Origin of the sequence: Streptomyces actinomycinicus (assembly GCF_016741775.1) — a bacterium.
Lineage (GTDB): Bacteria > Actinomycetota > Actinomycetes > Streptomycetales > Streptomycetaceae > Streptomyces > Streptomyces actinomycinicus.
In genome coordinates this window covers 174,465-197,130 of record NZ_JAERRK010000013.1, presented here as the reverse complement: position 1 = coordinate 197,130, position 22,666 = coordinate 174,465, and the positions used below count along the sequence as shown (strand labels likewise).

Annotated in this window: 20 protein-coding genes; 14 read left to right on the top strand and 6 right to left on the bottom strand. The window is 72.4% G+C overall.

From position 1 onward, the window contains the following. Positions 1-42: 42 nt before the first annotated feature. The 4 genes from leuC (at position 43) to JK359_RS24340 (ending at position 3,365) form a co-directional block, all read left to right on the top strand. The gene (gene leuC, locus JK359_RS24355; protein ID WP_201839521.1) at positions 43-1,467 is read left to right on the top strand and encodes a 3-isopropylmalate dehydratase large subunit; all 1,425 of its coding nucleotides are present in this window, start codon (positions 43-45) and stop codon (positions 1,465-1,467) included. Positions 1,468-1,472: 5 nt separating this feature from the next. Then, positions 1,473-2,066 carry a 3-isopropylmalate dehydratase small subunit gene (gene leuD, locus JK359_RS24350; protein ID WP_201839519.1) on the top strand — a complete coding sequence of 198 codons (594 nt, stop codon included), beginning with the start codon at positions 1,473-1,475 and terminating at the stop codon, positions 2,064-2,066. Between the two features lie 275 nt (positions 2,067-2,341). Next, entirely contained in the window at positions 2,342-2,572 is a 231-nt protein-coding gene (locus JK359_RS24345) for an SCO5555 family protein (protein ID WP_201839516.1), read from the top strand. A gap of 136 nt (positions 2,573-2,708) precedes the next feature. Then, a complete protein-coding gene (locus tag JK359_RS24340; protein ID WP_201839514.1) occupies positions 2,709-3,365 on the top strand; it encodes an HU family DNA-binding protein in 657 nt (218 codons plus the stop codon). Positions 3,366-3,465: 100 nt separating this feature from the next. Here the strand turns inward: JK359_RS24340 and JK359_RS24335 are convergent, their stop codons facing one another. Beyond that, positions 3,466-3,669 carry a hypothetical protein gene (locus JK359_RS24335; protein WP_201839511.1) on the bottom strand — a complete coding sequence of 68 codons (204 nt, stop codon included), beginning with the start codon at positions 3,667-3,669 and terminating at the stop codon, positions 3,466-3,468. Between the two features lie 116 nt (positions 3,670-3,785). Then, positions 3,786-4,424: a 2-phospho-L-lactate guanylyltransferase gene (cofC, locus tag JK359_RS24330; RefSeq protein ID WP_201839506.1), complete on the bottom strand. Its 639-nt coding sequence runs from the start codon at positions 4,422-4,424 to the stop codon at positions 3,786-3,788. 153 nt (positions 4,425-4,577) lie between these two features. On the opposite strand from cofC, the gene JK359_RS24325 reads away from it, so the two are divergent. The 3 genes from JK359_RS24325 to JK359_RS24315 all read left to right on the top strand — a co-directional run bounded on the left by JK359_RS24325 (position 4,578) and on the right by JK359_RS24315 (position 7,594). After that, on the top strand, positions 4,578-5,348 hold the full coding sequence (locus JK359_RS24325; RefSeq protein ID WP_201839503.1) for a lysophospholipid acyltransferase family protein: 771 nt from the start codon (positions 4,578-4,580) through the stop codon (positions 5,346-5,348). Then, entirely contained in the window at positions 5,345-6,355 is a 1,011-nt protein-coding gene (locus tag JK359_RS24320) for an NAD(P)H-dependent glycerol-3-phosphate dehydrogenase (RefSeq protein WP_201839500.1), read from the top strand. Before JK359_RS24325 ends, JK359_RS24320 begins: the two co-directional genes overlap by 4 nt. A gap of 81 nt (positions 6,356-6,436) precedes the next feature. Beyond that, positions 6,437-7,594, top strand: coding sequence for a D-alanine--D-alanine ligase family protein (locus JK359_RS24315; protein WP_201839497.1), 1,158 nt, complete (start codon positions 6,437-6,439; stop codon positions 7,592-7,594). 12 nt (positions 7,595-7,606) lie between these two features. Here the strand turns inward: JK359_RS24315 and JK359_RS24310 are convergent, their stop codons facing one another. Together JK359_RS24310 and JK359_RS24305 are read right to left on the bottom strand one after the other, a co-directional pair. Continuing rightward, the gene (locus JK359_RS24310; protein WP_201839495.1) at positions 7,607-8,128 is read right to left on the bottom strand and encodes a DUF3515 domain-containing protein; all 522 of its coding nucleotides are present in this window, start codon (positions 8,126-8,128) and stop codon (positions 7,607-7,609) included. Positions 8,129-8,148: 20 nt separating this feature from the next. Continuing rightward, complete coding sequence (locus tag JK359_RS24305) at positions 8,149-8,382, bottom strand: Lrp/AsnC family transcriptional regulator (protein WP_059252806.1); 234 nt, start codon at positions 8,380-8,382, stop codon at positions 8,149-8,151. A 247-nt stretch (positions 8,383-8,629) separates the two neighbouring features. Between JK359_RS24305 and JK359_RS24300 the strand changes: the two genes are divergently transcribed. Both JK359_RS24300 and thiD read left to right on the top strand, forming a co-directional pair. Beyond that, positions 8,630-9,595, top strand: coding sequence for a thiamine-phosphate kinase (locus tag JK359_RS24300; protein ID WP_201839492.1), 966 nt, complete (start codon positions 8,630-8,632; stop codon positions 9,593-9,595). Next, on the top strand, positions 9,592-10,377 hold the full coding sequence (gene thiD, locus JK359_RS24295; protein ID WP_201839490.1) for a bifunctional hydroxymethylpyrimidine kinase/phosphomethylpyrimidine kinase: 786 nt from the start codon (positions 9,592-9,594) through the stop codon (positions 10,375-10,377). The genes JK359_RS24300 and thiD overlap by 4 nt, the downstream gene beginning before the upstream one ends. Before the next feature lie 110 nt (positions 10,378-10,487). Here thiD and rpmB read toward each other — a convergent pair whose 3' ends face one another. Then, positions 10,488-10,673, bottom strand: a complete 186-nt coding sequence (gene rpmB, locus JK359_RS24290; RefSeq protein ID WP_009190838.1) for a 50S ribosomal protein L28 — start codon at positions 10,671-10,673, stop codon at positions 10,488-10,490. A gap of 257 nt (positions 10,674-10,930) precedes the next feature. Here rpmB and JK359_RS24285 point away from each other — a divergent pair, with 257 nt between their 5' ends. Then, on the top strand, positions 10,931-12,829 hold the full coding sequence (locus JK359_RS24285; RefSeq protein ID WP_201839481.1) for a DAK2 domain-containing protein: 1,899 nt from the start codon (positions 10,931-10,933) through the stop codon (positions 12,827-12,829). A gap of 3,017 nt (positions 12,830-15,846) precedes the next feature. On the opposite strand, the gene JK359_RS24275 is transcribed toward JK359_RS24285, so the two are convergent. After that, positions 15,847-17,685, bottom strand: coding sequence for an HSP90 family protein (locus JK359_RS24275; RefSeq protein ID WP_201839476.1), 1,839 nt, complete (start codon positions 17,683-17,685; stop codon positions 15,847-15,849). Between the two features lie 221 nt (positions 17,686-17,906). Here JK359_RS24275 and recG point away from each other — a divergent pair, with 221 nt between their 5' ends. The 4 genes from recG to JK359_RS24255 all read left to right on the top strand — a co-directional run bounded on the left by recG (position 17,907) and on the right by JK359_RS24255 (position 22,536). Continuing rightward, positions 17,907-20,111 carry an ATP-dependent DNA helicase RecG gene (gene recG / locus JK359_RS24270; RefSeq protein WP_201839470.1) on the top strand — a complete coding sequence of 735 codons (2,205 nt, stop codon included), beginning with the start codon at positions 17,907-17,909 and terminating at the stop codon, positions 20,109-20,111. Between the two features lie 176 nt (positions 20,112-20,287). Beyond that, entirely contained in the window at positions 20,288-20,875 is a 588-nt protein-coding gene (rsmD, locus tag JK359_RS24265) for a 16S rRNA (guanine(966)-N(2))-methyltransferase RsmD (RefSeq protein WP_201839462.1), read from the top strand. 26 nt (positions 20,876-20,901) lie between these two features. Then, complete coding sequence (gene coaD / locus JK359_RS24260) at positions 20,902-21,381, top strand: pantetheine-phosphate adenylyltransferase (protein WP_201839601.1); 480 nt, start codon at positions 20,902-20,904, stop codon at positions 21,379-21,381. 57 nt (positions 21,382-21,438) lie between these two features. Further along, positions 21,439-22,536, top strand: coding sequence for a F0F1 ATP synthase subunit B (locus JK359_RS24255; protein WP_201839457.1), 1,098 nt, complete (start codon positions 21,439-21,441; stop codon positions 22,534-22,536). Positions 22,537-22,666: the final 130 nt, after the last annotated feature.

Sequence of the window (22,666 nt, the reverse complement as noted above, 5' to 3'; positions counted from 1 at the left end):
TCTAGTTGGGTCGGTGGACGTTTGCCGGCCGGAGGGAAAGCGATGGGTAGGACACTCGCGGAGAAGGTCTGGGACGACCACGTCGTCCGGCGCGCCGAGGGCGAGCCCGACCTCCTCTACATCGATCTGCACCTGCTGCACGAGGTGACCAGCCCCCAGGCCTTCGACGGGCTCCGCAAGAGCGGCCGCACCGTGCGTCGTCTCGACCTCACCATCGCGACCGAGGACCACAACACCCCGACCCTCGACATCGACAAGCCCATCGCCGACCCCGTCTCCCGCGCCCAGCTGGAGACGCTGCGCAAGAACTGCGCCGAGTTCGGTGTGCGGCTGCACCCGCTGGGCGACGTCGAGCAGGGCGTCGTCCACGTGGTGGGCCCGCAGCTGGGCCTGACCCAGCCCGGCACGACCGTCGTCTGCGGCGACTCGCACACCTCCACGCACGGTGCCTTCGGTGCCCTGGCTTTCGGTATCGGCACCTCCCAGGTGGAGCACGTGCTGGCCACCCAGACGCTGCCGATGGCCCGCCCGAAGACCATGGCGATCACGGTCGACGGCGAGCTGCCCGACGGCGTCACCGCCAAGGACCTGATCCTCGCGATCATCGCGAAGATCGGTACGGGCGGCGGCCAGGGCTACGTCCTGGAGTACCGCGGCTCCGCCATCGAGAAGCTCTCGATGGAGGCCCGGATGACCATCTGCAACATGTCGATCGAGGCCGGTGCCCGCGCGGGCATGATCGCCCCGGACGAGACCACCTTCGAGTACCTCAAGGGCCGTCCGCACGCCCCCGAGGGCGCCGACTGGGACGCCGCCGTGGCGTACTGGAAGACCCTGAGGACCGACGAGGACGCCGTCTTCGACGCCGAGGTCGTCTTCGACGCCGCCGAGCTGTCGCCGTTCGTCACCTGGGGCACCAACCCCGGCCAGGGTGCGCCGCTTTCGGCGGACGTCCCCGACCCGGCTTCGTACGAAGACGCTTCGGAGCGCCTGGCCGCCGAAAAGGCCCTGGAGTACATGGGGTTGGAGGCCGGACAGCCGCTGCGCTCCATCAACGTGGACACCGTCTTCGTAGGCTCCTGCACCAACGGCCGCATCGAGGACCTGCGGGCCGCGGCGGACCTGCTGCGGGGCCGCAAAGTCGCCGACGGGGTACGGATGCTGGTCGTCCCGGGCTCCGCGCGGGTCGGGCTGCAGGCCGTCTCCGAGGGTCTGGACGTGGTCTTCAAGGAGGCCGGCGCCGAATGGCGGCACGCGGGCTGCTCGATGTGTCTCGGCATGAACCCCGACCAGCTGGCCCCGGGCGAGCGCTCCGCCTCCACCTCCAACCGCAACTTCGAGGGCCGGCAGGGCAAGGGCGGCCGTACGCACCTGGTGTCGCCGCAGGTCGCAGCGGCCACCGCCGTCCTGGGCCACCTGGCCTCCCCGGCCGACCTGACCGACGTCCCCGCGCCCGCTGGAGTCTGAGAACCATGGAAGCCTTCACCACCCACACCGGCCGGGCCGTGCCGCTGCGCCGCAGCAACGTCGACACCGACCAGATCATCCCTGCTCACTGGCTCAAGAAGGTGACCCGGGACGGGTTCGAGGACGGGCTGTTCGAGGCCTGGCGCAAGGACCCCGAGTTCGTCCTCAACCGCCCCGAGCGGCAGGGCGGCACCGTCCTGGTCGCCGGTCCCGACTTCGGTACCGGTTCCTCCCGCGAGCACGCCGTCTGGGCGCTGCAGAACTACGGCTTCAAGGCCGTGATCTCCCCCCGCTTCGCGGACATCTTCCGGGGCAACTCGCTGAAGAACGGCCTGCTCACGGTGGTCCTCGACCAGGAGGTCGTGGACGCGCTGTGGGAGCTGACCGAAAGGGATGCGACTGCTGAGGTCACTGTGGACCTCGAGGCCCGTGAGGTGCGCGCCGAGGGCATCACCGCCTCCTTCGAGCTGGACGAGAACTCCCGCTGGCGGCTGCTGAACGGCCTGGACGACATCTCCATCACGCTGCAGAACGAGGCCGACATCGCCACCTACGAGACCAAGCGGCCCGCCTACAAGCCGCGGACGCTCCAGGTCTGATCCGGCAGGGCCCGGAACCCCCGCACGCGTCGGGTTTCGGCCACCTCAACACCCCGCCTGTACCCCCGATCGCCACGATCGGGGGTACAGCCATGTCTGCACCCGAACGGCCCTGTGACGTCGGCCGCGCCCGCTCAACTTCCCGCGTTACAGCCGCCGTTGTCCGGGTACGTGAGTGCCGTGTTCGCGGTCTCCGCAAGTGCCTGGAAGGCCATTCGAGGCGGCAGTTGCACCCTGCGCAGGCGACAACTCGCCCCAGATGGCACAATCTGTGCATGGAACACGACGGCCAACTCCAGCTCTATACGGCGGTCGCGAACCAGCTCAAGGAAGCGCACACAAGAGTGCGCGCACTGCAAGTCCCGGAGGGCGTACGGATGGCGCTGACCCGGAAGCTGCTGGTCATTACGGCCGCGGCCAAGCACGATCTCGCCGACGCGGCAAGCCGGCTCGATCGGTTCATGGCGGACCTCGACGCGGGTCGGATCCCTGACGAGGACCGCTGAACCGCACGGGACGGCCGAGTCCGTTGCGGCACAAGGGTGATAAGCCCGTTTCGTGTTTGATTTGCGGTATATATCTGCCTAACGTGCGAAAAAGCTTGAACACTTTCGTTCTGGCGATGTCTCCGAAGGGGAAGACGTGAACAAGGCGCAGCTCGTAGAAGCGATTGCCGACAAGATGGGTGGCCGCCAGCAGGCCGCCGATGCTGTCGATCATGTCCTGGACGCCATCGTCCGCGCGGTCGTCGCGGGCGAGCGGGTCTCGGTCACCGGCTTCGGGTCCTTCGAGAAGGTGGACCGCCCCGCCCGCTACGCCCGCAACCCCCAGACGGGCGAGCGGGTTCGGGTCAAGAAGACCTCCGTGCCGCGCTTCCGCGCCGGTCAGGGCTTCAAGGACCTGGTGAGCGGCTCGAAGAAGCTTCCGCGGGGCGGCGAGGTCTCGGTCAAGAAGGCGCCCAAGGGCAGCCTGACCGGCGGCGCCGCGGCGACGGTCAAGAAGGCCGCCGCGAAGAAGACGACCAAGGCGGCGGCGAAGAAGACCACCGCGAAGAAGGCGGCGCCGGCGAAGAAGACCACGGCCGCCGCGAAGAAGACCACGGCGAAGAAGACCACCGCCGCCGCGAAGAAGACCACGGCGGCCGCCAAGACCACCGCGGCGAAGAAGACCACCGCCAAGAAGGCGGCGGCCAAGAAGGCCCCGGCGAAGAAGGTCACCGCCAAGAAGGCCCCGGCGAAGAAGTCGACGGCCCGCAAGACCACCGCGAAGAAGGCCACTGCCCGCAAGGCGACGTCGTAAGGACGCCAGGGCATTCACGCGCCGGGCCGGACTCCCTCGGGGAGCCCGGCCCGCGGCGTGTTCGGGGGGCGGTCGCGCACAGGCGCGGGTGTAAGGGCGGTTACAGGGTCTGAAGGGTTACGAGGGTGATCCGGAGGGCGTCGCCCTCACCCTCCGTCTCGATCCGCACCCGCTGACCGGGTCGCAGCAGCCGCAGGCCCCCGGCGTCGAACGCGGCGGTGCCGAAGGGCACCGGGGTGCCGTCGTCGAGGAGCACCTGACCGCTGCGGGTCTCAGGGTCGTACGTGTATGCGGTCGCCTGCATGGCGGCCAGCCTAATGCCAGCCGAGGGCCGGCAGGCCGCCGTTGGACTCGCGGCCCGGGGCCGGGCACGGGCCCGCCGGCCCGCTCACGCGGTTTCCCGGCACTCCTTCGGGCCGCTCACGCACCGGGAATCAGCAATCCCGCCGACGCGGCCGCCGTATGCCGGCCCACCCCCAGCACCAGTGCCGTCCGCAAATCCGCGCCGGTGTCCACGTCCTGTCGCACCGAATCGACACCCGCCAGTTCGAGTTCCGCCGCCCCCGAGGTCCGGTGGCGGGAACGGGAATCGGTCCCGAACGCCGGCTGCAATTCCCGGCCGGCCGCCGCGGCCAGCAGGGTCGTGCCCACCGCCGCCGCATCCGCGAGAAACGCCCGCGGGAATTCCGCAGCCGCCTCAAGCACCCGTGACAGTTCAGGCGACCGCAACGCCGGCAGATCGGCGTTCAGGGCCGCAACCGGGGCGCCGGGGCGGATCTCCCGTACGGCGGCGGCGCCGTACGCCAGAGCGGCGTTCAGGCCGCTTCCCGGGGCGTCGGGGACGATCCGCGCGCCCAGCGCGGCCAGCTCCCGGCCGGCCAGCCCGTCGTCCGTGACGACCACCACATCCGACACCGCCCCGCAGGCCACCGCCGCGGCCACCGTGTCCTGCGCGAACGCCAGCGCCAGTCCCGGGCGCACCCCGTCCCCGGCGGTGTCCGCGAGCCTGCTCTTGGCCCGGGTCAGGGGCTTCAGGGGGATGACCAAGCTCCACTGCACCGGCGTACCGTCCCTCTCTCGTCGCGCTCATTGTCCCCGCGCCATCCGGCATCCGGGGTGGCGGGGCGTACGGTGTTCTCGACAGACCGGCGGCCCGGGGCCACACTTGTGCGGCCCCCCGCCCGGGTGGCAGCCCTAGAGGAAGGTGTCCTTGTGCCCCGCCGCAGAATCGGCTTCTGGTACCGCTTCGCCGCGGTGATCTGCAAACCGCCGCTGGTGGTTCTGATCAAGCGGGACTGGCGTGGAATGGAGCACATTCCGGCCGAGGGCGGATTTATCACCGCGGTGAACCACAATTCCCACGTGGACCCCTTCGCGTACGCGCACTATCAGTACAACACCGGGCGGGTTCCGCGATTCCTGGCGAAGAGCGGGCTTTTCAAGAAGGGATTCGTCGGCGCCGCCATGCGCGGCACCGGGCAGATCCCCGTCTACCGCGAGAGCACCGACGCCCTCAGCGCCTTCCGGGCCGCGATCGACGCCGTCGAGCGCGGCGAGTGCGTCGCCTTCTACCCCGAGGGCACCCTCACCCGCGACCCGGACGGCTGGCCCATGACCGGCAAGACCGGCGCCGCCCGCGTGGCCCTGCAGACCAAGTGCCCGGTCATCCCCGTCGCCCAGTGGGGCGCCAACGAACTGCTCCCGCCGTACGCCAAGAAGCCCGACCTCTTCCCGCGCAAGACCCACCGCGTGCTCGCGGGCCCGCCCGTGGACCTGTCCCGGTTCTACGACCAGGAGATGACCCCGGAGCTGCTGAAGGACGCCACCGAGGTCATCATGGCGGCCATCACCCGTCTCCTGGAGGACATCCGCGGCGAGAAGGCGCCCCAGACGCCCTACGACCCGCGCCGCGAGCGGATCGAGCAGCGCCGCCGGACCCAGGCGCAGACGCAGGGCAGGCAAGCGGAAGGGCAGACCAAGTGAGCGCACCGGTAAAGGCGGCGGTCTTCAGCGCCGGTTCGTGGGGCACCGCCTTCGGCATGGTGCTCGCCGACGCCGGCTGCGAGGTCACCCTGTGGGCCCGCCGGGCCGAGGTCGCGGAGGCGATCAACACCACCCGGATCAACCCGGACTACCTGCCGGGCGTCGAACTCCCCGAGAACCTCCGGGCCACCACCGACCCCGCCGAGGCCGCGGCCGGCGCCGACTTCACGGTCCTGTCCGTGCCCTCCCAGACCCTCCGCGCCAACCTCGCCGAGTGGAGCCCGCTGCTCGCGCCGGACACCGTTCTCGTCTCCCTGATAAAGGGCGTCGAACTCGGCTCCACCATGCGGATGAGCGAGGTGATCGAGGACGTCGCCAAGGTCGGCCGCGACCGGATCGCGGTCGTCACCGGGCCCAACCTGGCCCGCGAGATCGCCGCCCGCATGCCCGCCCTGGCCGTCGTGGCCTGCACCGACGAGACCGTCGCCCAGCGGATCCAGGCCGCCTGCCACACGCCGTACTTCCGGCCGTACACGAACACCGACGTGGTCGGCTGCGAACTCGCCGGCGCGGTCAAGAACGTCATCGGGCTCGCGGTGGGCATCGCCGACGGCATGGGACTCGGCGACAACGCCAAGGGCTCCCTCATCACGCGCGGCCTCGCCGAGACCACCCGCCTCGGCCTCGCGATGGGCGCCGACCCGCTGACCTTCTCCGGACTCGCGGGTCTCGGCGACCTGGTGGCCACCTGCTCCTCGCCGCTGTCCCGCAACCACACCTTCGGCACCAACCTCGGCAAGGGCATGACCCTGGAGGAGACCATCGCGGTCACCAAGCAGACCGCCGAGGGCGTCAAGTCCTGCGAGTCCGTGCTGGATCTGGCCCGCCGGCACGGCGTCGACATGCCCATCACCGAGACGGTCGTCAGCATCGTCCACGAGGGCAAGTCGCCGGTGGTCGCCCTCAAGGAGCTGATGGCCCGCAGCGCCAAGCCCGAGCGACGCTGAGCGACCACCCGGGGGACGCGGAGTCACGGCGGCCCAGCGGGCGCTGACTGAGCTGATACCAGCAGGTACTCTCAACGCGATATGAGCACCGAGAACCTTCCCCAGAGCCCTGAGCAGCCCGCGCGCAAGCCGCGCGTGGCCGTCGTGTTCGGCGGGCGCAGCTCCGAACACGGGATCTCCGTGGTCACCGCCGGCGCCGTCCTCAAGGCCATCGACCGGACGAAGTACGACGTCCTGCCGATCGGCATCACCGCGGACGGCCGCTGGGCGCTGACGGCCGACGAGCCGGAGCGGATGGCCATCACCGACCGCCGCACCCCCCGCGTCGAGGAGCTGGCGGAGTCGCACGAGGGCGGCGTGGTGCTCCCCGTCGACCCCGCGAACCGCGAGGTCGTCTACAGCGAGCCCGGTTCCGTGCCCAAGGCGCTCGGCGAGGTCGACGTGGTCTTCCCGGTGCTCCACGGCCCCTACGGCGAGGACGGCACCCTGCAGGGCCTGCTGGAGCTGTCCGGGGTGCCCTACGTGGGCTCCGGTGTGCTCGCCTCGGCCGTCGGCCAGGACAAGGAGTACATGAAGCGGGTGTTCACCTCCTTCGGGCTCAAGGTCGGCCCGTACGTGGTGATCCGGCCGCGCGAGTGGGCCCAGGACGAGTCCGCCGCCCGCAAGAAGATCGTCGACTTCGCCGGCGAGCACGGCTGGCCGCTGTTCGTGAAGCCCGCGCGCGCGGGCTCGTCCATCGGCATCACCAAGGTCGACGACCTGTCCGGCCTGGACGAGGCGATCGCCGAGGCCCAGTCGCACGACCCGAAGATCCTGATCGAGGCCGCCGTACGGGGCCGTGAGATCGAGTGCGGTGTCCTGGAGTTCGAGGACGGACCGCGCGCCTCCGTCCCGGCGGAGATCCCGCCGCCGGACGCGCACGCGTACTACGACTTCGAGGCCAAGTACATCGACTCCACGCCCGGCGTCGTCCCGGCCCCGCTCACCGAGGAGCAGACCGCCGAGGTACGGCGACTCGCGGTGGAGGCGTTCGAGGCGGCCTCCTGCGAGGGCCTGGTCCGCGCGGACTTCTTCCTCGCCGAGGACGGCGAGTTCGTGATCAACGAGATCAACACGATGCCCGGCTTCACGCCGATCTCGATGTACCCGCAGATGTGGCAGGCGACCGGGATCAGCTACCCCGAGCTGGTCGACCGCCTGGTGCAGGCGGCGCTGCGCCGCTCGACCGGACTGCGCTGACCCCGCTGCGGGTCAGTACCGCATGGAGGCGAATCCCCTCGGGATCGCCTTCTTGACGGCGGGCGCCAGGTCCATCAGCACCTGCGCGCTGTCGTCCGGCCCGGACAACCCCTTCGGCAGGGTCACCTGCACATACGCGCGACGACGGGCCGTGGTGAACCGCCACGTCCCGTCGTCCTGCTTCTCCATCAGCCAGTTCACGCCGTTGACCCCGCCGGGGATCGCGTCGGGGTCGTCGCCCTGGGCCACCTTGGGGTCGATCATCTTCGGCGGCCGGACGATGCCGCAGCGCAGTATGATCGCCGGGTTTCCCCAGCCCGCCGTGTAGGCGGACCGGGGACCGGGGTCCTGGCGGCTCTGCCCGTTCACCTTGCGCGGCAGCACCTTGTCCAGATCCCGGCACAGCGGGGCGGTCTTCGCGTCGGGGGTGGGAACCGCCACGGAGTCGCTGTCGTCTGCCGTGGAGCAGCCCGCGACGGCGAGGAGCAGGGCCGACGCGAGCAGGCCGAGGGGCCGGTGACGGAAAATGTTCACCGGCCAAGCGTAGACGGGGGCTACAGATGCACGACCGGGCAGGTCAGGGTGCGCGTGATGCCGTCCACTTGCTGGACCTTGGCGACCACCATGCGACCGAGTTCGTCGACGGTGTCGGCCTGGGCGCGCACGATGACGTCGTACGGTCCCGTCACGTCCTCGGCCTGGAGCACTCCAGGAATCTTGCTGATCGTCTCGGCGACGGTCGACGCTTTGCCGACCTCCGTCTGGATCAGGATGTACGCCTGTACCACGGAACCTCCAGAGCGGCCACGAGGATCATGTGGGGAAAAGGAACGCCACGGTATCGCGTTGCCGCTCCCCGCGGGGAGACCTGCGGGAACCGGGCTTGCGCGCCAGGGTGCAGGCACTTCGGAAGTTGACGGTCACGAGGACCGGACCGGCCGTCGCCACGACCGCGGCGACGGTCATCTCGACCGTATCGGGGACACTGATGACGCGCGACTGGGCACGGCATGGGAGAGAAGGGGAGCAAGGGACATGAAGGGCACTGTTGGTGAGCTCGGGGAGTTCGGGCTCATCAGGGAGCTCACCTCCCGTCTCACCACCACCCCGGCGGTCCGGGTCGGCCCCGGCGACGACGCCGCGGTGGTGGCCGCGCCCGACCGCCGGGTGGTGGCGAGCACCGACATCCTGCTGGAGGGGCGGCACTTCCGCCGCGACTGGTCCACGGCCTACGACGTAGGACGCAAGGCGGCGGCCCAGAACCTCGCGGACATCGCCGCCATGGGCGCCGTACCGACCGCGCTGCTGCTCGGCCTGGTCGTCCCGGCCGAGCTGCCGGTCACCTGGCCCACCGAGCTGATGGACGGCCTGCGCGACGAGTGCCAGGTGGCGGGCGCCTCCGTGGTCGGCGGCGATGTCGTACGCGGTGACACGATCATGGTGTCGATCACCGCGCTCGGCGATCTGCGCAACCAGGAGCCGGTCACGCGTGCGGGGGCCCAGCCCGGCGACCTCGTGGCCGTCACGGGCTGGCTCGGCTGGTCCGCGGCCGGGTACGCGGTGCTCTCCCGCGGCTTCCGATCGCCGCGTGCCTTCGTGGAGGCCCACCGCCGCCCCGAGCCGCCGTACCACGCGGGCCCGGCCGCCGCCGCGCTCGGCGCCACCGCGATGTGCGACGTGAGCGACGGCCTGATCGCCGACCTCGGGCACATCGCCGAGGCCAGCAAGGTCCGTATCGACATCCGGTCCGGCGCGATCGACGTCCCGACCCAGATGAACGACATCGGCCAGGCCGTCGGCGTGGACCCGCTGCAGTGGGTGCTGACCGGGGGAGAGGACCACGCGATCGTGGCGACCTTCCCGCCGGACGCCAAGCTGCCGGCCCGCTGGAAGGTCATCGGCGAGGTCCTGAACCCCTCCGCGCTGCCCCAGGTGACGGTCGACGGGGCGCCCTGGACCAGCAAGGGCGGCTGGGACCACTTCGGGGACATCGAGTCATGATCCCCCGGGTCCTGACGGTGGCGGGCTCCGACTCCGGCGGCGGCGCCGGCGTCCAGGCCGACCTGAAGACGATGCTCGCGCTCGGCGTGCACGGGATGAGCGTGATCACCGCGGTGACCGCGCAGAACTCCGTGGGCGTCCAGGGCGCCTGGGAGCTGCCGGTGGAGGCCGTACGGGCCCAGTACCGCAGCGTCGTGGACGACATCGGCGTCCAGGCGGTGAAGACCGGCATGCTGGCCTCGGCCGAACTGGTCGGGGCGGTCGCCGAGTTGATCTCCGGCACGGACGCGCCGGCCGTCGTGGACCCGGTGGGCGTCTCCAAGCACGGCGACTCGCTGCTGGCCGCCTCCGCGCTGGACACCGTACGGCGTGAACTGCTCCCGGTGGCGACCGTGGCGACCCCGAACCTCGACGAGGTGGCCCAACTCACGGGGGTCCGTGTCGAGTCCGAGGACGATCTGCGCCGGGCCGCGGATGCCGTTCTGGAGTACGGCCCGCGCTGGGTGCTGATCAAGGGCGGGCACCTGTCCGGGGACGCCGTCGATCTTCTGACGGACGGCTCGGCCGAGCACTGGCTGCGGGCACCCCGCCACGACAACCGGCACACGCACGGCACGGGCTGCACGCTGGCGTCCGCGGTCGCGTCGGGACTGGCGAAGGGCCTGACCGTGCCGGAGGCCGTCGGAGCGGCCAAGGAGTACGTCACCGGGGCGATCGCCGCCGGCTTCGCGCTGGGCGCGGGGATCGGCCCGGTGGACCACGGGTGGCGGTTCAGGGACTGATCCCGCGCGGGTACGGCAAAAAGCGCGGGTACGGCAAAAAGCCGGTCCACCCACGGGTGGACCGGCTCAGTGCAGCGAACCAAGCAGTGGCCGCGCGCTCAGCTGTTGCGTCAGCGCGAGACCTTGCCGGCCTTGATGCACGAGGTGCAAGCGTTCACGCGCTTCGGCGTCCCGCCGACCACGGTACGCACACGCTGGATGTTCGGGTTCCAGCGGCGGGACGTACGGCGGTGCGAAAACGAGATGTTGTTGCCGAAGCCCGGCCCCTTGCCGCAGACGTCGCAGTTGGCAGCCACGGGTCACTCCAAAGACTTCAGATGCACTTACGGTTAATCCCGGCATGCCGGGATCGAGATCATAAGACCTGAGATCTTGAGTGGCGTTGCCAGGGGAACGGCCCGATCGGATCGGGCAACCGGAGCAGCATACAACGGCTGCGTCCGTACAACGAAACTACCATGGCAGCTCAGGGCCCTGCTCCCGGCCCTCTTCCGGAGGACACCGGTCCGGGGTCTACGCTGCGTCCACGTCCAGCCAGCTCAGGGAGGCGCAGGTGGCGCAGGTGCCGCAGACATTCTTCGATGCTCTCGCGGTGCGCACCTGGTGCGGTCTGGCGCTCCGGGCACTGGGACGGGCCCGTGAGGAGATCGACGCGATCAACGTCTACCCGGTGGCCGACGGCGACACCGGAACCAATCTGTACCTGACCGTGGAGTCGGCGGCGACGGCCGTGGAGGCCGTGTTCGCCGGGTACGGGACCGGTGCCGGCGAGCCCTCGCCGGCCGACGCCGTCCGCGCCATGGCCCACGGGGCGCTCATCGGGGCGCGCGGCAACTCCGGGACGATCCTCGCGCAGCTGCTGCGGGGGATGGCGCAGGTGCTCGGGGAGGCCGGTGACGCCTCTCACGTCGACGGCCAGGGGCTGCGGCTGGCCCTGCGCCGGGCCGCCGACTCCGCCCGGGAGGCGGTGGCCCACCCGGTCGAGGGCACGGTGCTGACGGTCGCCTCGGCCGCCGCCGACGCCGCGGAGGGGGCGGAGGGCGACTGCGGCACGGTCGCGCGGGCCGCCTACGAGGGCGCACGGGCGGCCCTGGCGGCGACCCCGGCCCAGCTGGCGGTCCTGAAGCGGGCCGGCGTGGTCGACGCGGGCGGGCGCGGCCTGGTGGCGGTGCTGGGAGCGCTGGTGGAGGCGTTCACGGGGGAGGCGGTTCCCACTCCCGCCGCCCACGCGCGCGTGCGCGGCGCAGCCGCGTCCGGTGCATCCGCGTCCGGGTCCGGGCCCGCATCCGCATCCACGTCTCCGCCCGCATCCACGTCCCGGCCCGCATCCATGTCCCCGCCGGAATCCACGTCCCCGCCCGGATCGATGTCCCCGTCCCCGTCCCGCTCCGCGTGCGAAGCCGCACCCGCCGCCGGGACCGTCGAAGGCGACGGAAACGGCGGGATCCGGGAGAGCGGCGAAACCGTGGCGCACGCGTGCGCGGGGAGCGATTCCGACGCCGGTGCCTGCGCCGACGGGACCGAGTCCGGCGGGCCCGCGTTCGAGGTGATCTACCTCCTGGAGGCCGACGACGCGGCCGTGGTCCGGTTGCGCAGCCGGCTCGACGCGCTCGGGGACTCCCTGGTCGTGGTCGGCGGCGACGGGCTGTGGAACGTCCACGTGCACGTCGACGACGCCGGCGCCGCCGTGGAGGCGGGTGTCGAGGCCGGGCGGCCGTACCGGATCCGGATCACCCACTTCGGGCTCGGGGACGCCCGCACCGGCCGGGAGCGCCCGCCCCGCGAACGTGCCCAGCGGGCCGTCGTCGCCGTCGTGCCGGGCGAGGGCCTGGCCGGGCTGTACACCGAGGCCGGTGCGACCACCGTCCTCGCGCGCCCCGGGGAGCCGCCGGCCAGCGGGGAGCTGGTGCAGGCGGTACGGCGTGCCCACGCACGCGAGGTGGTGCTGCTGCCCAACGACGCCGAGCTGCGCCACACGGCCGCCGCGGCGGCCGAGCAGGCCCGTGCCGAGGGCATCCGGGTGGCCCTGATCCCGACCCGCTCGGCGGTCCAGGGCATCGCCGCGCTGGCGGTGCACGAGCCGGAGAGGCGGTTCGACGAGGACGTCGTCCAGATGACCTCGGCGGCGGGTGCGACGCGGTACGCCGAGGTCGTCGTCGCCGAGCACGAGTCCTGGACGACGGCCGGCGTCTGCCAGGCCGGGGACGTGCTGGGCCTGATCGACGGAGATGTGGCCGTGATCGGCGCGGACGTCACCGCCACCGCCGGGACCGTGCTGGACCGCATGCTCCAGGCCGGCGGCGAACTGGTCACGCTGGTCGTCGGCGACGAGGCGCCCGAGACGGTCGCCACGCACCTGGAGGCACGCGTACGCGAGTCCTACCTGGCCGTGGACACGGTGGTGTACCGGGGCGGCCACCAGGGCGCGCTGCTGCTCATCGGCGTGGAGTGACCCGGGAGGCACCGGGGCGGCGCCTCCCGGCACGGGCTCATCGGTCCGGGGTGGGTTCCCGGAGATCGAGTATCTGGCGGGCCTCCGCCTGGCGGGAGCGGACGGTCTCGTCGGCGTCGTCGGCCCCCTCGTAGGCCGCGAGCACGCCACGCGCGCGTGGTCGTCGGCCCCCTCGTAGGCCGCGAGCACGCCACGCGCGCGTGCCATCGCCTCGGCGGGGCGGCCCAGGTCGGTCTCCAGCCAGCCGGCGGCGAGCGCGGCACCGGTGCGGTCGTGCAGTCCGTCCGCGCCGAGCGTGCCGAACAGGTCGGCGGCACGGTCCATCTGGACCAGCGCCGCCTCGAACGCGGCCTGGATCACCGCGTCCTCGGCCTCCTCGGCCGCCGAGCGGGCCAGCAGGTCACCGAACTGGCGGTGGGTGCCGCCGAGTTCGGACGTGAGCTGCTCCCGGGCCACCGGATCGGCCGCGGTGTCCCGTGCCCGCTCGCACACGGCCACCGCGTCCGCCATCAGCTCCCGTGCACCCTCCGCCCCAGCCTCCCCGCGCAGCGCGAGCCAGGCCCGGGCGCGCAGCGAGCGCACCAGGAACTCCGGGTTGCCCAGCGAGCGCCACAGCTCGCCCGCGCGCGCGTACGCCTGGTCCGCCTCCTGGAGCAGCCCGGCGTTGCTCAGGGACTCGGCGGCGAGGTGGGCGAGCGTGGCGTGGTCCTGCTGCTCGGGCCAGTGCCGGGCGATCCCGGCGGCCTGCAGCCGGCGTTCGGCGGCCGCCCGGTGCTCACCCAGCTCGCTCAGGCAGTCCCCGAGCCACCACAGGGCCTGTACGACGGCACCGTCGCCGTGCGTCTCGGCGGACAGGTCCGGCAGCGCCGACTCCAGCACCTCGGCGGCCTCCGCGCACCGCCCCTGCCGCAACAGGAAGCCGCCCAGCTGCTGCCGCGCCCAGGCGCCCAGCGTGCCGCTCTCGCCGGCCTCGTCGGCCCAGTGCGCGGCCTCCAGCGCATGCTCCGCGGCCTCCACGGGCTCTCCGCGGGCGCCGACCACCTCGGCCAGCTGGAGGTGCAGCTGGGCCCGCCCGACCGGCTCCACGTACGGCCCGCCGTGCTCCAGGGCGGCCCGCAGTGCCCGCTCCGCCCCGGCCGGATCGCCGAGCTGGTGCGCCAGCGCCGCGACCTGCACCTCGTACTCCACCGCGAACCACGGCAGTCCGGCGGCCACGTACTCGGCGGCGGCCCGCCGGAACAGCTGTCCGGCCCGCTCGGCGTCCCCGTTCCGCCCGGCCAGCTCGGCGAGCATGGCCCGCGCCTCGGCGGCCCGAGCGGCCAGCCGCACGTCGTCCCCGGCCCGCCCGTCCACGAGCGCCAGCACCTCCCGCACCGCCTGTTCGGCCTCCGCGAGCCCGGCCCCGGCGCCTTCGGCGCTCTCGTGCACCTTCCGCATCAGGGTCCGCGCCCGGCTCATCACCACCGCCGCCGTCTGCCGCACCCCAGTGGCCCCGGCCGCGTACAGGGCGAGCGCCTCGTCGTAGAGGGCGGTGACCGTGGCCAGCGCGGGGTCCACCTCACCGGTCAGGGCACGGACGTACGCGCCACGCGCGCGTGCCGCCAGTGCCTCCCCGGGGTCGCCCGCCTCGGCGTACAGCGCGGCGGCCCGCTCGAACAGGCCGACGCCCTCCGGGCCGCCTGCCATCGCCTCGTGGTCGGTGATCTCCGCGCGGTCGCGGGCGTCCAGTTCCGCGCCCTCGGCCGCCCGCGCGACCGCGGCCCACGCCTCCAGGGCATGCGGCTGCAGGGTGTCGGAGAGCAGGCGCGCCTCGGCCAGCAGGGCGGCCAGGCCGGGCTCGCCGGGGCCCCGCGGCGCCGGCGGAGCGACCTCCGGTGCCGCCGCTGCCGCCGGTGCCGCCGCCGGGCGCACCGTACGGACGCCCAGCGGCAGCCGGTCCACCAGCGGCCGCTGGTCCATGCGGGCACGGACCCGGTCGCCGACGGACGAGGTGCCGTTGCGCCGGTCGAACCGCCCGGCCAGTTCCAGCGCCTGCGCGCGCGCGTGGGCGGCCAGTTCCCCCGCCGTCCACGACCGCCCCGGGGGCCCCGGCACCCGTTGCCCACCCATCCCCAGCCCGGTCAGCCGGTCCGTCAGCAGGGTCACCACGGCCAGGAAGTCGAGCCGGCTGCGCGGATGCCCGGTGTCCGTGAAGTACGCCGGCCGCTCGGCCAGCAGCTCCAGGCCGCGGGCCTCGTTCCCGGTCAGCGCGCAGAACTCCACGTGGTCGGCGTACGCGCTCCGCATGCTCTCCAGGGGGCGGACCAGCCGGAAGCCGCGCAGATGGTGGGCCCGGGCCTCGTCCACGCGGCCGAGCCGCAGCAGCGGGGCCAGCGAGGACGCGAGGACGGTGTGCGGTTCGTGCGCGCAGGCGAACTCGCCCTCCAGCACCGGCCGCCACAGCTCCAGGGCGTCCGCGTCCCGGCCGCACCTGACCTGCCAGGTGCCCTGCCCGTGCAGCTCACAGGCGTGGCAGTCGGCCATCCGGTCCCGGTCGGCGGCCAGCCACGCGGCGTACGCACGCTCCGCCCGCGCCAGGTCCCCGAGGTGCGCGGCCACACTGAACTCGGCGCTGCGCACCGCCCGTTCGGAGTGCCCGGCGAGCCGGTAGCGGCGCTCCATCTCGCCGAGCCACTGCTCGATCGAGGCGAGCGGGATGTGCGGCTGGTCCAGCATGCCCGCCGACATCCACTTGAAGACCCAGTGCAGCGAGTGCGTCTCGTACTCGTCGAAGTCGCCGGGCCGTTCGTCCCACATGCGCAGCAGCCGCGCGAACGGGACGAACATCTTGTCCTTCTCGGAGCTGTAGTTGTAGACCTTCAGCTGGTGCCCGAGCGCCTCGATCACGGCGAGCGGGACGTCCAGCTTCTCCGCCTCGGCGAGCAGTCGCTCCGCGCGCGCGTTGCGGGCCGGGCCCTCCGGCTGCTCGGAGTTCTCCGCCAGCGCCCGGCGCAGCGCGTCGAAGTCCGTGATCCCACTCATCGTCCGTCCCCCTCGCCAAGGGTCGCCCACTCGAGCAGCCCGATGAACGCCCGGTTGAGCAGCGCCGAGTCGGCCGGCCGCAGCGGGCGCTGCGCCATCAGCAGGGCCTGCCCGTACAGCGACTCGGTCGCGGTGCCGATCAGCTCCGGGTCCCGGAGCGAACCGATTCGCCGGATCAGCGGGTTGAGCTGGTTGAGCACCAGCCGCGCCCGCGGGGCGCTGCCGCGCAGCGAGCCCAGGATGCCCGCCCACAGGTCGTCGGCCCGCTCCTCGGCCGCCGCGCGGGCGTGCTCGTGCCGGGCGGCCCGGTCGTCCAGGTGCAGCGCGGGCACGGACAGCGGATGGAAGGCCCGCAGGACGACGTCACAGCCCAGCGGGTCGAGCCGGTCCCGCGCGGCGGCCAGGAACCCGGACAGCGCCAGCTCCTCGGCCGGGTCGACGGCGTCCAGGTGCGCGGTCACGGTGTCCGCGTCCAGCTCGGCGACCACCGTCCCCGGCCGCACCCGCGGCAGCGCCTCCACCAGCTCGCTGTCGTACGTGTAGCCGCCGTTGACCACGCCGACGCCCTGCGCCGCGGCGATCGGCGCGACCTGCCGGTACTCCTCGACCGTCCGCGTGAAGTGCACCACCGGGTGGCGCTGCGCGAACTCCTCAAGGGACAGCTGCCCGTCGGTCGTCTCGAACGGCAGCCACGGCAGCATCGTGCGCAGCATCTCCCGGTCGTGCCGGGCGAGGGACTTCACGCCCAGGTGGTGCACGGCCAGGAAGGCCGACAGACGCTCCGGATCACCGGCCGCGAGCCCGGTCAGCCAGGACCGGATCCGTTCGCCGAGCGCCTCGCGCACGGCGGCGAGCGTCTCGTCCTCGTACAGCGACTCCCGCGAGGCAGTGGGCCGCAGACTGTCCGTGTCCAGCACGCAGCGCACGAAGAACGCCCAGTCCGGCAGGATCTGTTCGGCCCGCTCGGTCAGCAGCATGCCCTTCAGGTGCACCCGGTGGGTCGCCCGCTGGGCCGGGCTGACCGCCGCCGGCAGCACGTACGCCACCCCGCGGATCCCGGCCAGCGGCACGTCCAGGTCGATCGAGTCCAGCGGGGTGAACCCGAACAGCTCGTGGCAGTGCCGGGCCAGCGCCACCCTGCGGCCGGCGGGACTCGGATGGACCCGGTCCCAGGGCGCGGGCAGATCGGTGACCGGCTCCTCGCCGACCCGGACGTCGTACGGCAGCAGGGAGCCGAAGTCCCGGGCCAGGGCGCGGACCCGCTCGGGCGCCAGCCACTCGGCCGCCCCGGCCCGCGCCGTCAGGTACACGGTCGTGCCCGGTTCGGGCCGCTCCGCGGCGGGCAGCGTACGCACGGTGTACGAGCCGTCGTCGCGGGCCGTCCACTCCACCGGCGGGGCGTCCGGTGTACGGGCGCTGCGGCTGACCACCCGGATCCGCTCGGCGACCACGAAGCAGGCCAGCAGCCCGATGCCGAACTGGCCGAGGAACTCCGAACGGACCTCCTGCAGGCCCTCGGCCCGCTTGGAGCTGCGGCCGATGGTCGCCAGCAGACTGTGCACGTCCGACTCGGTGAGCCCGACGCCGCTGTCCTCCACCCGCAGCCCGCCGTCCGCCGCGTGCAGCCGGATCCGCGCGGGGGCGCCGGGCTGCGTGGCCCGCCGGGCGGTGACGGCGTCCACGGCGTTCTGCAGCAGCTCCCGCAGATAGACCTTCGGGCTGGAGTAGAGGTGATGGGAGAGCAGGTCCACCAGACCGCGCAGGTCGACCTGGAACGTATGAGGTGGGTGAGGCGACTGGGATGCCTGGGATGACTGTGAGGTCTGGGAGTCCATCGTCACTGCGCCGGAGGGGGGAGTGCGGGCGGCGCGGGGTCGGGCGGTCCCGGACGGGCGGTGACCGCGAAGGATGGCCGGAGCGCGTCATCCTAGAGCGGAACAGCCCACCTGACCAGGAGTTTCCGCGATTTTTACGGCGCCTCGGGCGGAACCCGCGCAGCGGCCGTGGCCGAACCCGCAGGGCGGCGTCTACGGCATTGTCAGTGGCGTGGTGTGCAATGGATCTCGTGCCCGCACTGCAAGAACCGCTCAAGAAGGTGCTCGGCCCCGCCACCGCGAAGGTGATGGCCGAGCACCTCGGCCTGCACACCGTCGGTGACCTGCTCCACCACTACCCGCGCAGATACGAGGAGCGGGGCCAGCTCACCCACCTCGCCGACCTGCCCATGGACGAGCACGTCACGGTGGTCGCCCAGGTCGCCGACGCCCGCCTGCACACCTTCGCCTCGGCCAAGGCCCCGCGCGGCAAGGGCCAGCGCCTCGAGGTGACCATCACCGACGGCAGCGGCCGGCTCCAGCTGGTCTTCTTCGGCAACGGCGTCCACAAGCCGCACAAGGAGCTGCTCCCGGGCACCCGCGCGATGTTCGCCGGCAAGGTCTCCGTCTTCAACCGCCGTCTGCAACTCGCCCACCCGGCGTACGAGTTGCTCCACGGCGACGGCGGCGAGTCCGTGGAGACCTGGGCCGGCGCCCTGATCCCCCTCTACCCCGCCACGGCCAAGCTGGAGTCCTGGAAGATCGGCAAGGCGGTCCAGACGGTCCTGCCCAGCGCCCAGGAGGCCCTCGACCCCCTCCCGGACTCCCTGCGCGAGGGCCGCGGCCTGGTCACCCTCCCCGAGGCACTGCTCAAGATCCACCGCCCGCACACCAAGGCCGACATCGCCGACGCCCGCGCCCGCCTGAAGTGGGACGAGGCCTTCGTCCTCCAGGTCGCCCTGGCCCGCCGCCGGCACGCCGACGCCCAGCTCCCGGCCGTCCCCCGCAGCCCCAGGCCGGACGGCATCCTGACGGCCTTCGACGACCGCCTCCCCTTCACCCTCACCGAGGGCCAGCAGAAGGTCTCCCGCGAGATCTTCGACGACCTCGCCACCGCCCACCCGATGCACCGCCTGCTCCAGGGCGAGGTGGGATCCGGCAAGACCCTGGTGGCCCTGCGCGCGATGCTCGCCGTGGTCGACGCGGGCGGCCAGGCGGCCCTGCTCGCGCCCACCGAGGTCCTCGCCCAGCAGCACCACCGGTCGGTCACCGAGATGATGGGCGAGCTGGCCGAGGCCGGCCTGCTGGGCGGCGCCGAGCACGCCACGAAGGTGGTGCTGCTCACCGGCTCGATGGGCACGGCGGCCCGCCGCCAGGCCCTGCTCGACCTGGCCACCGGCGAGGCCGGCCTCGTCATCGGCACGCACGCCCTGATCGAGGACAAGGTCCAGTTCCACGACCTCGGCCTGGTCGTGGTCGACGAACAGCACCGCTTCGGCGTGGAGCAGCGCGACGCCCTGCGCGGCAAGGGCAAACAGCCCCCGCACCTCCTCGTCATGACGGCGACCCCGATCCCGCGCACGGTCGCCATGACGGTCTTCGGCGACCTGGAGACCTCGGTCCTGGACCAGCTCCCGGCAGGCCGGTCCCCGATCGCCAGCCATGTCGTCCCGGCCGCCGACAAGCCCCACTTCCTGGCCCGCGCCTGGGAGCGGGTGCGCGAGGAGGCGGAGAACGGCCACCAGGCCTACGTCGTCTGCCCGCGCATCGGCGACGAGGAGGACGACCCCGGCAGGGCCAGGAAGAAGTCGCCCGAGGACGAGGCGGAGAAGCGCCCGCCGCTGGCCGTGCTGGAGGTGGCCGACCAGCTGGGCCGCGGCCCGCTGAAGGGCCTGAAGGTCGAGGTCCTGCACGGCCGTATGCACCCCGACGACAAGGACGCGGTGATGCGCCGCTTCGCAGCCGGCGAGACGGACGTCCTGGTCGCCACCACCGTCATCGAGGTCGGCGTCAACGTCCCCAACGCCACGGTCATGGTCATCATGGACGCCGACCGCTTCGGTGTCTCCCAGCTCCACCAGCTGCGCGGCCGGGTAGGCCGTGGCTCCGCCCCCGGACTCTGCCTCCTGGTCAGCGAGATGCCCGAGGCCAGCGCGGCCCGCCAGCGCCTGAACGCGGTCGCCTCCACCCTGGACGGCTTCGAACTCTCCCGCATCGACCTCGAGCAGCGCCGCGAGGGCGACGTCCTCGGCCAGGCCCAGTCCGGCGCCCGCACCAGCCTGCGGGTCCTGGCGGTCATCGAGGACGAGGAGATCATCGCGGAAGCGAGAGGGGAGGCGGCGGCGGTGGTGGCGGCCGATCCCGAACTGGAACACCTCCCCGCCCTGCGCACGGCCCTGGACGCCCTCCTGGACGAGGAGCGGGAGCAGTACCTGGACAAGGGCTGAGACCGAGCGCGCCCGAAGGGGCGGGCAACCGCAGGCTGAGACCGAGCGCGCCCGAAGAGGCGGGGGAACCGCGCGACCGGCCGGGAGGCCGGCCCGGCGGCCGACCGTGGTCACGCACCCACCCCGTCCGGCCTGCCAGACTGAACCGTGAAGACGCCCACGAAGAAGGACCCGAAATGACCCGCGTGATCGCCGGCACGGCAGGCGGACGCCGCCTCTCGGTACCGCCCGGCACCGGCACCCGGCCGACCTCCGACCGCGCACGCGAGGGCCTCTTCTCCACCTGGCAGTCGTTGCTGGGCGGTCCACTGGCGGGCGAGCGGGTCCTGGACCTCTACGCCGGTTCCGGAGCCGTGGGCCTGGAGGCCCTGTCCCGGGGCGCGAGCCACACCCTCCTCGTCGAGGCCGACTCCCGCGCGGCGAGGACCGTCCGGGAGAACGTGAAGAACCTCGGCCTGCCCGGCGCCGAAGTGCGTGCGGGCAAAGCGGAACAAGTCATCCGGAGCGCGCCCCCGGCCGAGCCGTACGACCTGGTCTTCCTCGACCCGCCGTACGCCGTCACGGACGACGATCTTCGCGAGATTCTCCTCACACTCCGCACGGAACGCTGGCTCGCTGAGCAAGCGCTCGTCACCGTGGAGCGCAGCACCAGAGGCGGCGAATTCCACTGGCCGGACGGCTTCGAGGCGATCCGGTCCCGTCGTTACGGCGAGGGAACGTTTTGGTACGGTCGCGCCGCCTCTACGTGCGAAGACGCACGATGACCGGACCGGAGAGCGAGGGATCACAAGTGCGCCGCGCCGTCTGTCCCGGGTCGTTCGACCCGATCACCAACGGACATCTCGACATCATCGCCCGGGCCGCCCGTCTCTACGACGAGGTCTACGTCGCGGTGATGATCAACAAGTCCAAGAAGGGCCTGTTCGAGATCGAGGAGCGGATCGGGCTGATCCGCGAGGTCACCTCCGAGTACGCCAACGTCCGCGTGGAGGCCTTCCACGGCCTCCTCGTCGACTTCTGCAAGCAGCGCGACATCCCGGCCATCGTCAAGGGCCTGCGCGCCGTCAGCGACTTCGACTACGAACTCCAGATGGCCCAGATGAACATCGGCCTCACCGGCGTCGAAACGCTGTTCGTGCCCACCAACCCCACCTACAGCTTCCTCTCCTCGTCCCTCGTCAAGGAGGTCGCGGCCTGGGGCGGCGACGTCTCGCACCTGGTACCCGCCCAGGTCCTGGAGGCGCTGAACAAGCGTCTCGCCAAGGACTGATAGGGCTACAGTCGTCCCGTCCGTCTCCAACCCGGCTGTAGAGAGTGGCGAGCACAGGTGGACGTGCAGAAGAAGCTCGACGAGATCGTCTCCACGGTCTCCGGCGCCCGGTCCATGCCCATGTCGGCGTCGTGCGTGGTCAACCGCGCCGAGCTGCTCGCGATGCTCGAAGAGGTGCGCCAGGCCCTGCCCGGCTCCCTCGCGCAGGCGCAGGAGCTGATCGGCGGCCGTGAGCAGATGGTCGAGCAGGCCCGGCAGGAGGCCGAGCGGATCATCGAGAACGCGCACGCCCAGCGCGGCTCGCTGATCTCCGACACCGAGATCGCCCGCCGCTCCCAGACCGAGGCCGACCGCATCCTCGCCGAGGCCCGCACGGAGGCCGAGGAGATCCGTGCCGAGGCCGACGACTACGTCGACTCCAAGCTCGCCAACTTCGAGGTCGTCCTCACCAAGACCCTCGGCTCGGTCGGCCGCGGCCGCGAGAAGCTCCTCGGCACCGGACCCGGCCTCGACGAGAACGGCTACGAGGACGAGGACGCCCCCGAGCGCAGCCAGGACCCCGAGACCCTGCGGCACAACGCCGACGCCTACGTCGACGCCAAGCTCGGCGCCTTCGAGGCGGTCCTCGCCAAGACCCTGGAGGCCGTCGGCCGGGGCCGGCAGAAGCTGCACGGCCGGATCGCCACCGACGACCTCGGCGCCCTCGCCGACGACACCACGACCTTCCAGCACTCCAGCGACGCCGACTACCTCGCCGACCTCGCGGCCCTCGCGGACAGCGACCGCACGGACCGGCGGCAGCCGGAGCCCGCGCAGCCCTCGTACGAGCCGCAGCCCGCCTACGCCCCCGCCTCCGGTTACGCTCCGGCGGCAGGTGCCCCCCTCCAGCAGCAGCCGGACCCCTACGCGGGCTTCCCGCAGCAGCCGGACTACGCGCCGCAGCAGGACCCGTACGGCTACCAGCAGGCCGACCCCTACGCCTACCAGGGCTCCTACGACCCCCAGCAGGCCGCCTACGACCCGCAGCAGGCCCACCAGCAGCCGCACCAGCCCCAGGCCCAGCAGGGCTACGCCCTCGACGAGACCAGCCTCTTCGACACCGGCATGATCAGCGCCGAGCAGCTGAGGGCGTACGAGCAGGGCCGGGGCCTCTAGCCGGGCACCGATTGGGCCCTGAGCGAAAGGTCCAGTATCCTGGCTCTTCGGTCGCGCGTATGCCCGCGATCACCGCTGCCCGGAACACCGACGGGCGGCGTCCCGACGAGTTCACAGATCGAAAGCAGGA

What these genes read in the sequence shown, in the direction of transcription:
- leuC (WP_201839521.1), top strand. Translation starts at nt 43, where the DNA reads ATGGGTAGGACACTCGCGGAGAAGGTCTGGGACGACCACGTCGTCCGG.
- leuD (WP_201839519.1), top strand. Translation starts at nt 1,473, where the DNA reads ATGGAAGCCTTCACCACCCACACCGGCCGGGCCGTGCCGCTGCGCCGC.
- JK359_RS24345 (WP_201839516.1), top strand. Translation starts at nt 2,342, where the DNA reads ATGGAACACGACGGCCAACTCCAGCTCTATACGGCGGTCGCGAACCAG.
- JK359_RS24335 (WP_201839511.1), bottom strand. Translation starts at nt 3,669, where the DNA reads ATGCAGGCGACCGCATACACGTACGACCCTGAGACCCGCAGCGGTCAG.
- JK359_RS24315 (WP_201839497.1), top strand. Translation starts at nt 6,437, where the DNA reads ATGAGCACCGAGAACCTTCCCCAGAGCCCTGAGCAGCCCGCGCGCAAG.
- JK359_RS24300 (WP_201839492.1), top strand. Translation starts at nt 8,630, where the DNA reads ATGAAGGGCACTGTTGGTGAGCTCGGGGAGTTCGGGCTCATCAGGGAG.
- thiD (WP_201839490.1), top strand. Translation starts at nt 9,592, where the DNA reads ATGATCCCCCGGGTCCTGACGGTGGCGGGCTCCGACTCCGGCGGCGGC.
- JK359_RS24275 (WP_201839476.1), bottom strand. Translation starts at nt 17,685, where the DNA reads ATGGACTCCCAGACCTCACAGTCATCCCAGGCATCCCAGTCGCCTCAC.
- recG (WP_201839470.1), top strand. Translation starts at nt 17,907, where the DNA reads ATGGATCTCGTGCCCGCACTGCAAGAACCGCTCAAGAAGGTGCTCGGC.
- rsmD (WP_201839462.1), top strand. Translation starts at nt 20,288, where the DNA reads ATGACCCGCGTGATCGCCGGCACGGCAGGCGGACGCCGCCTCTCGGTA.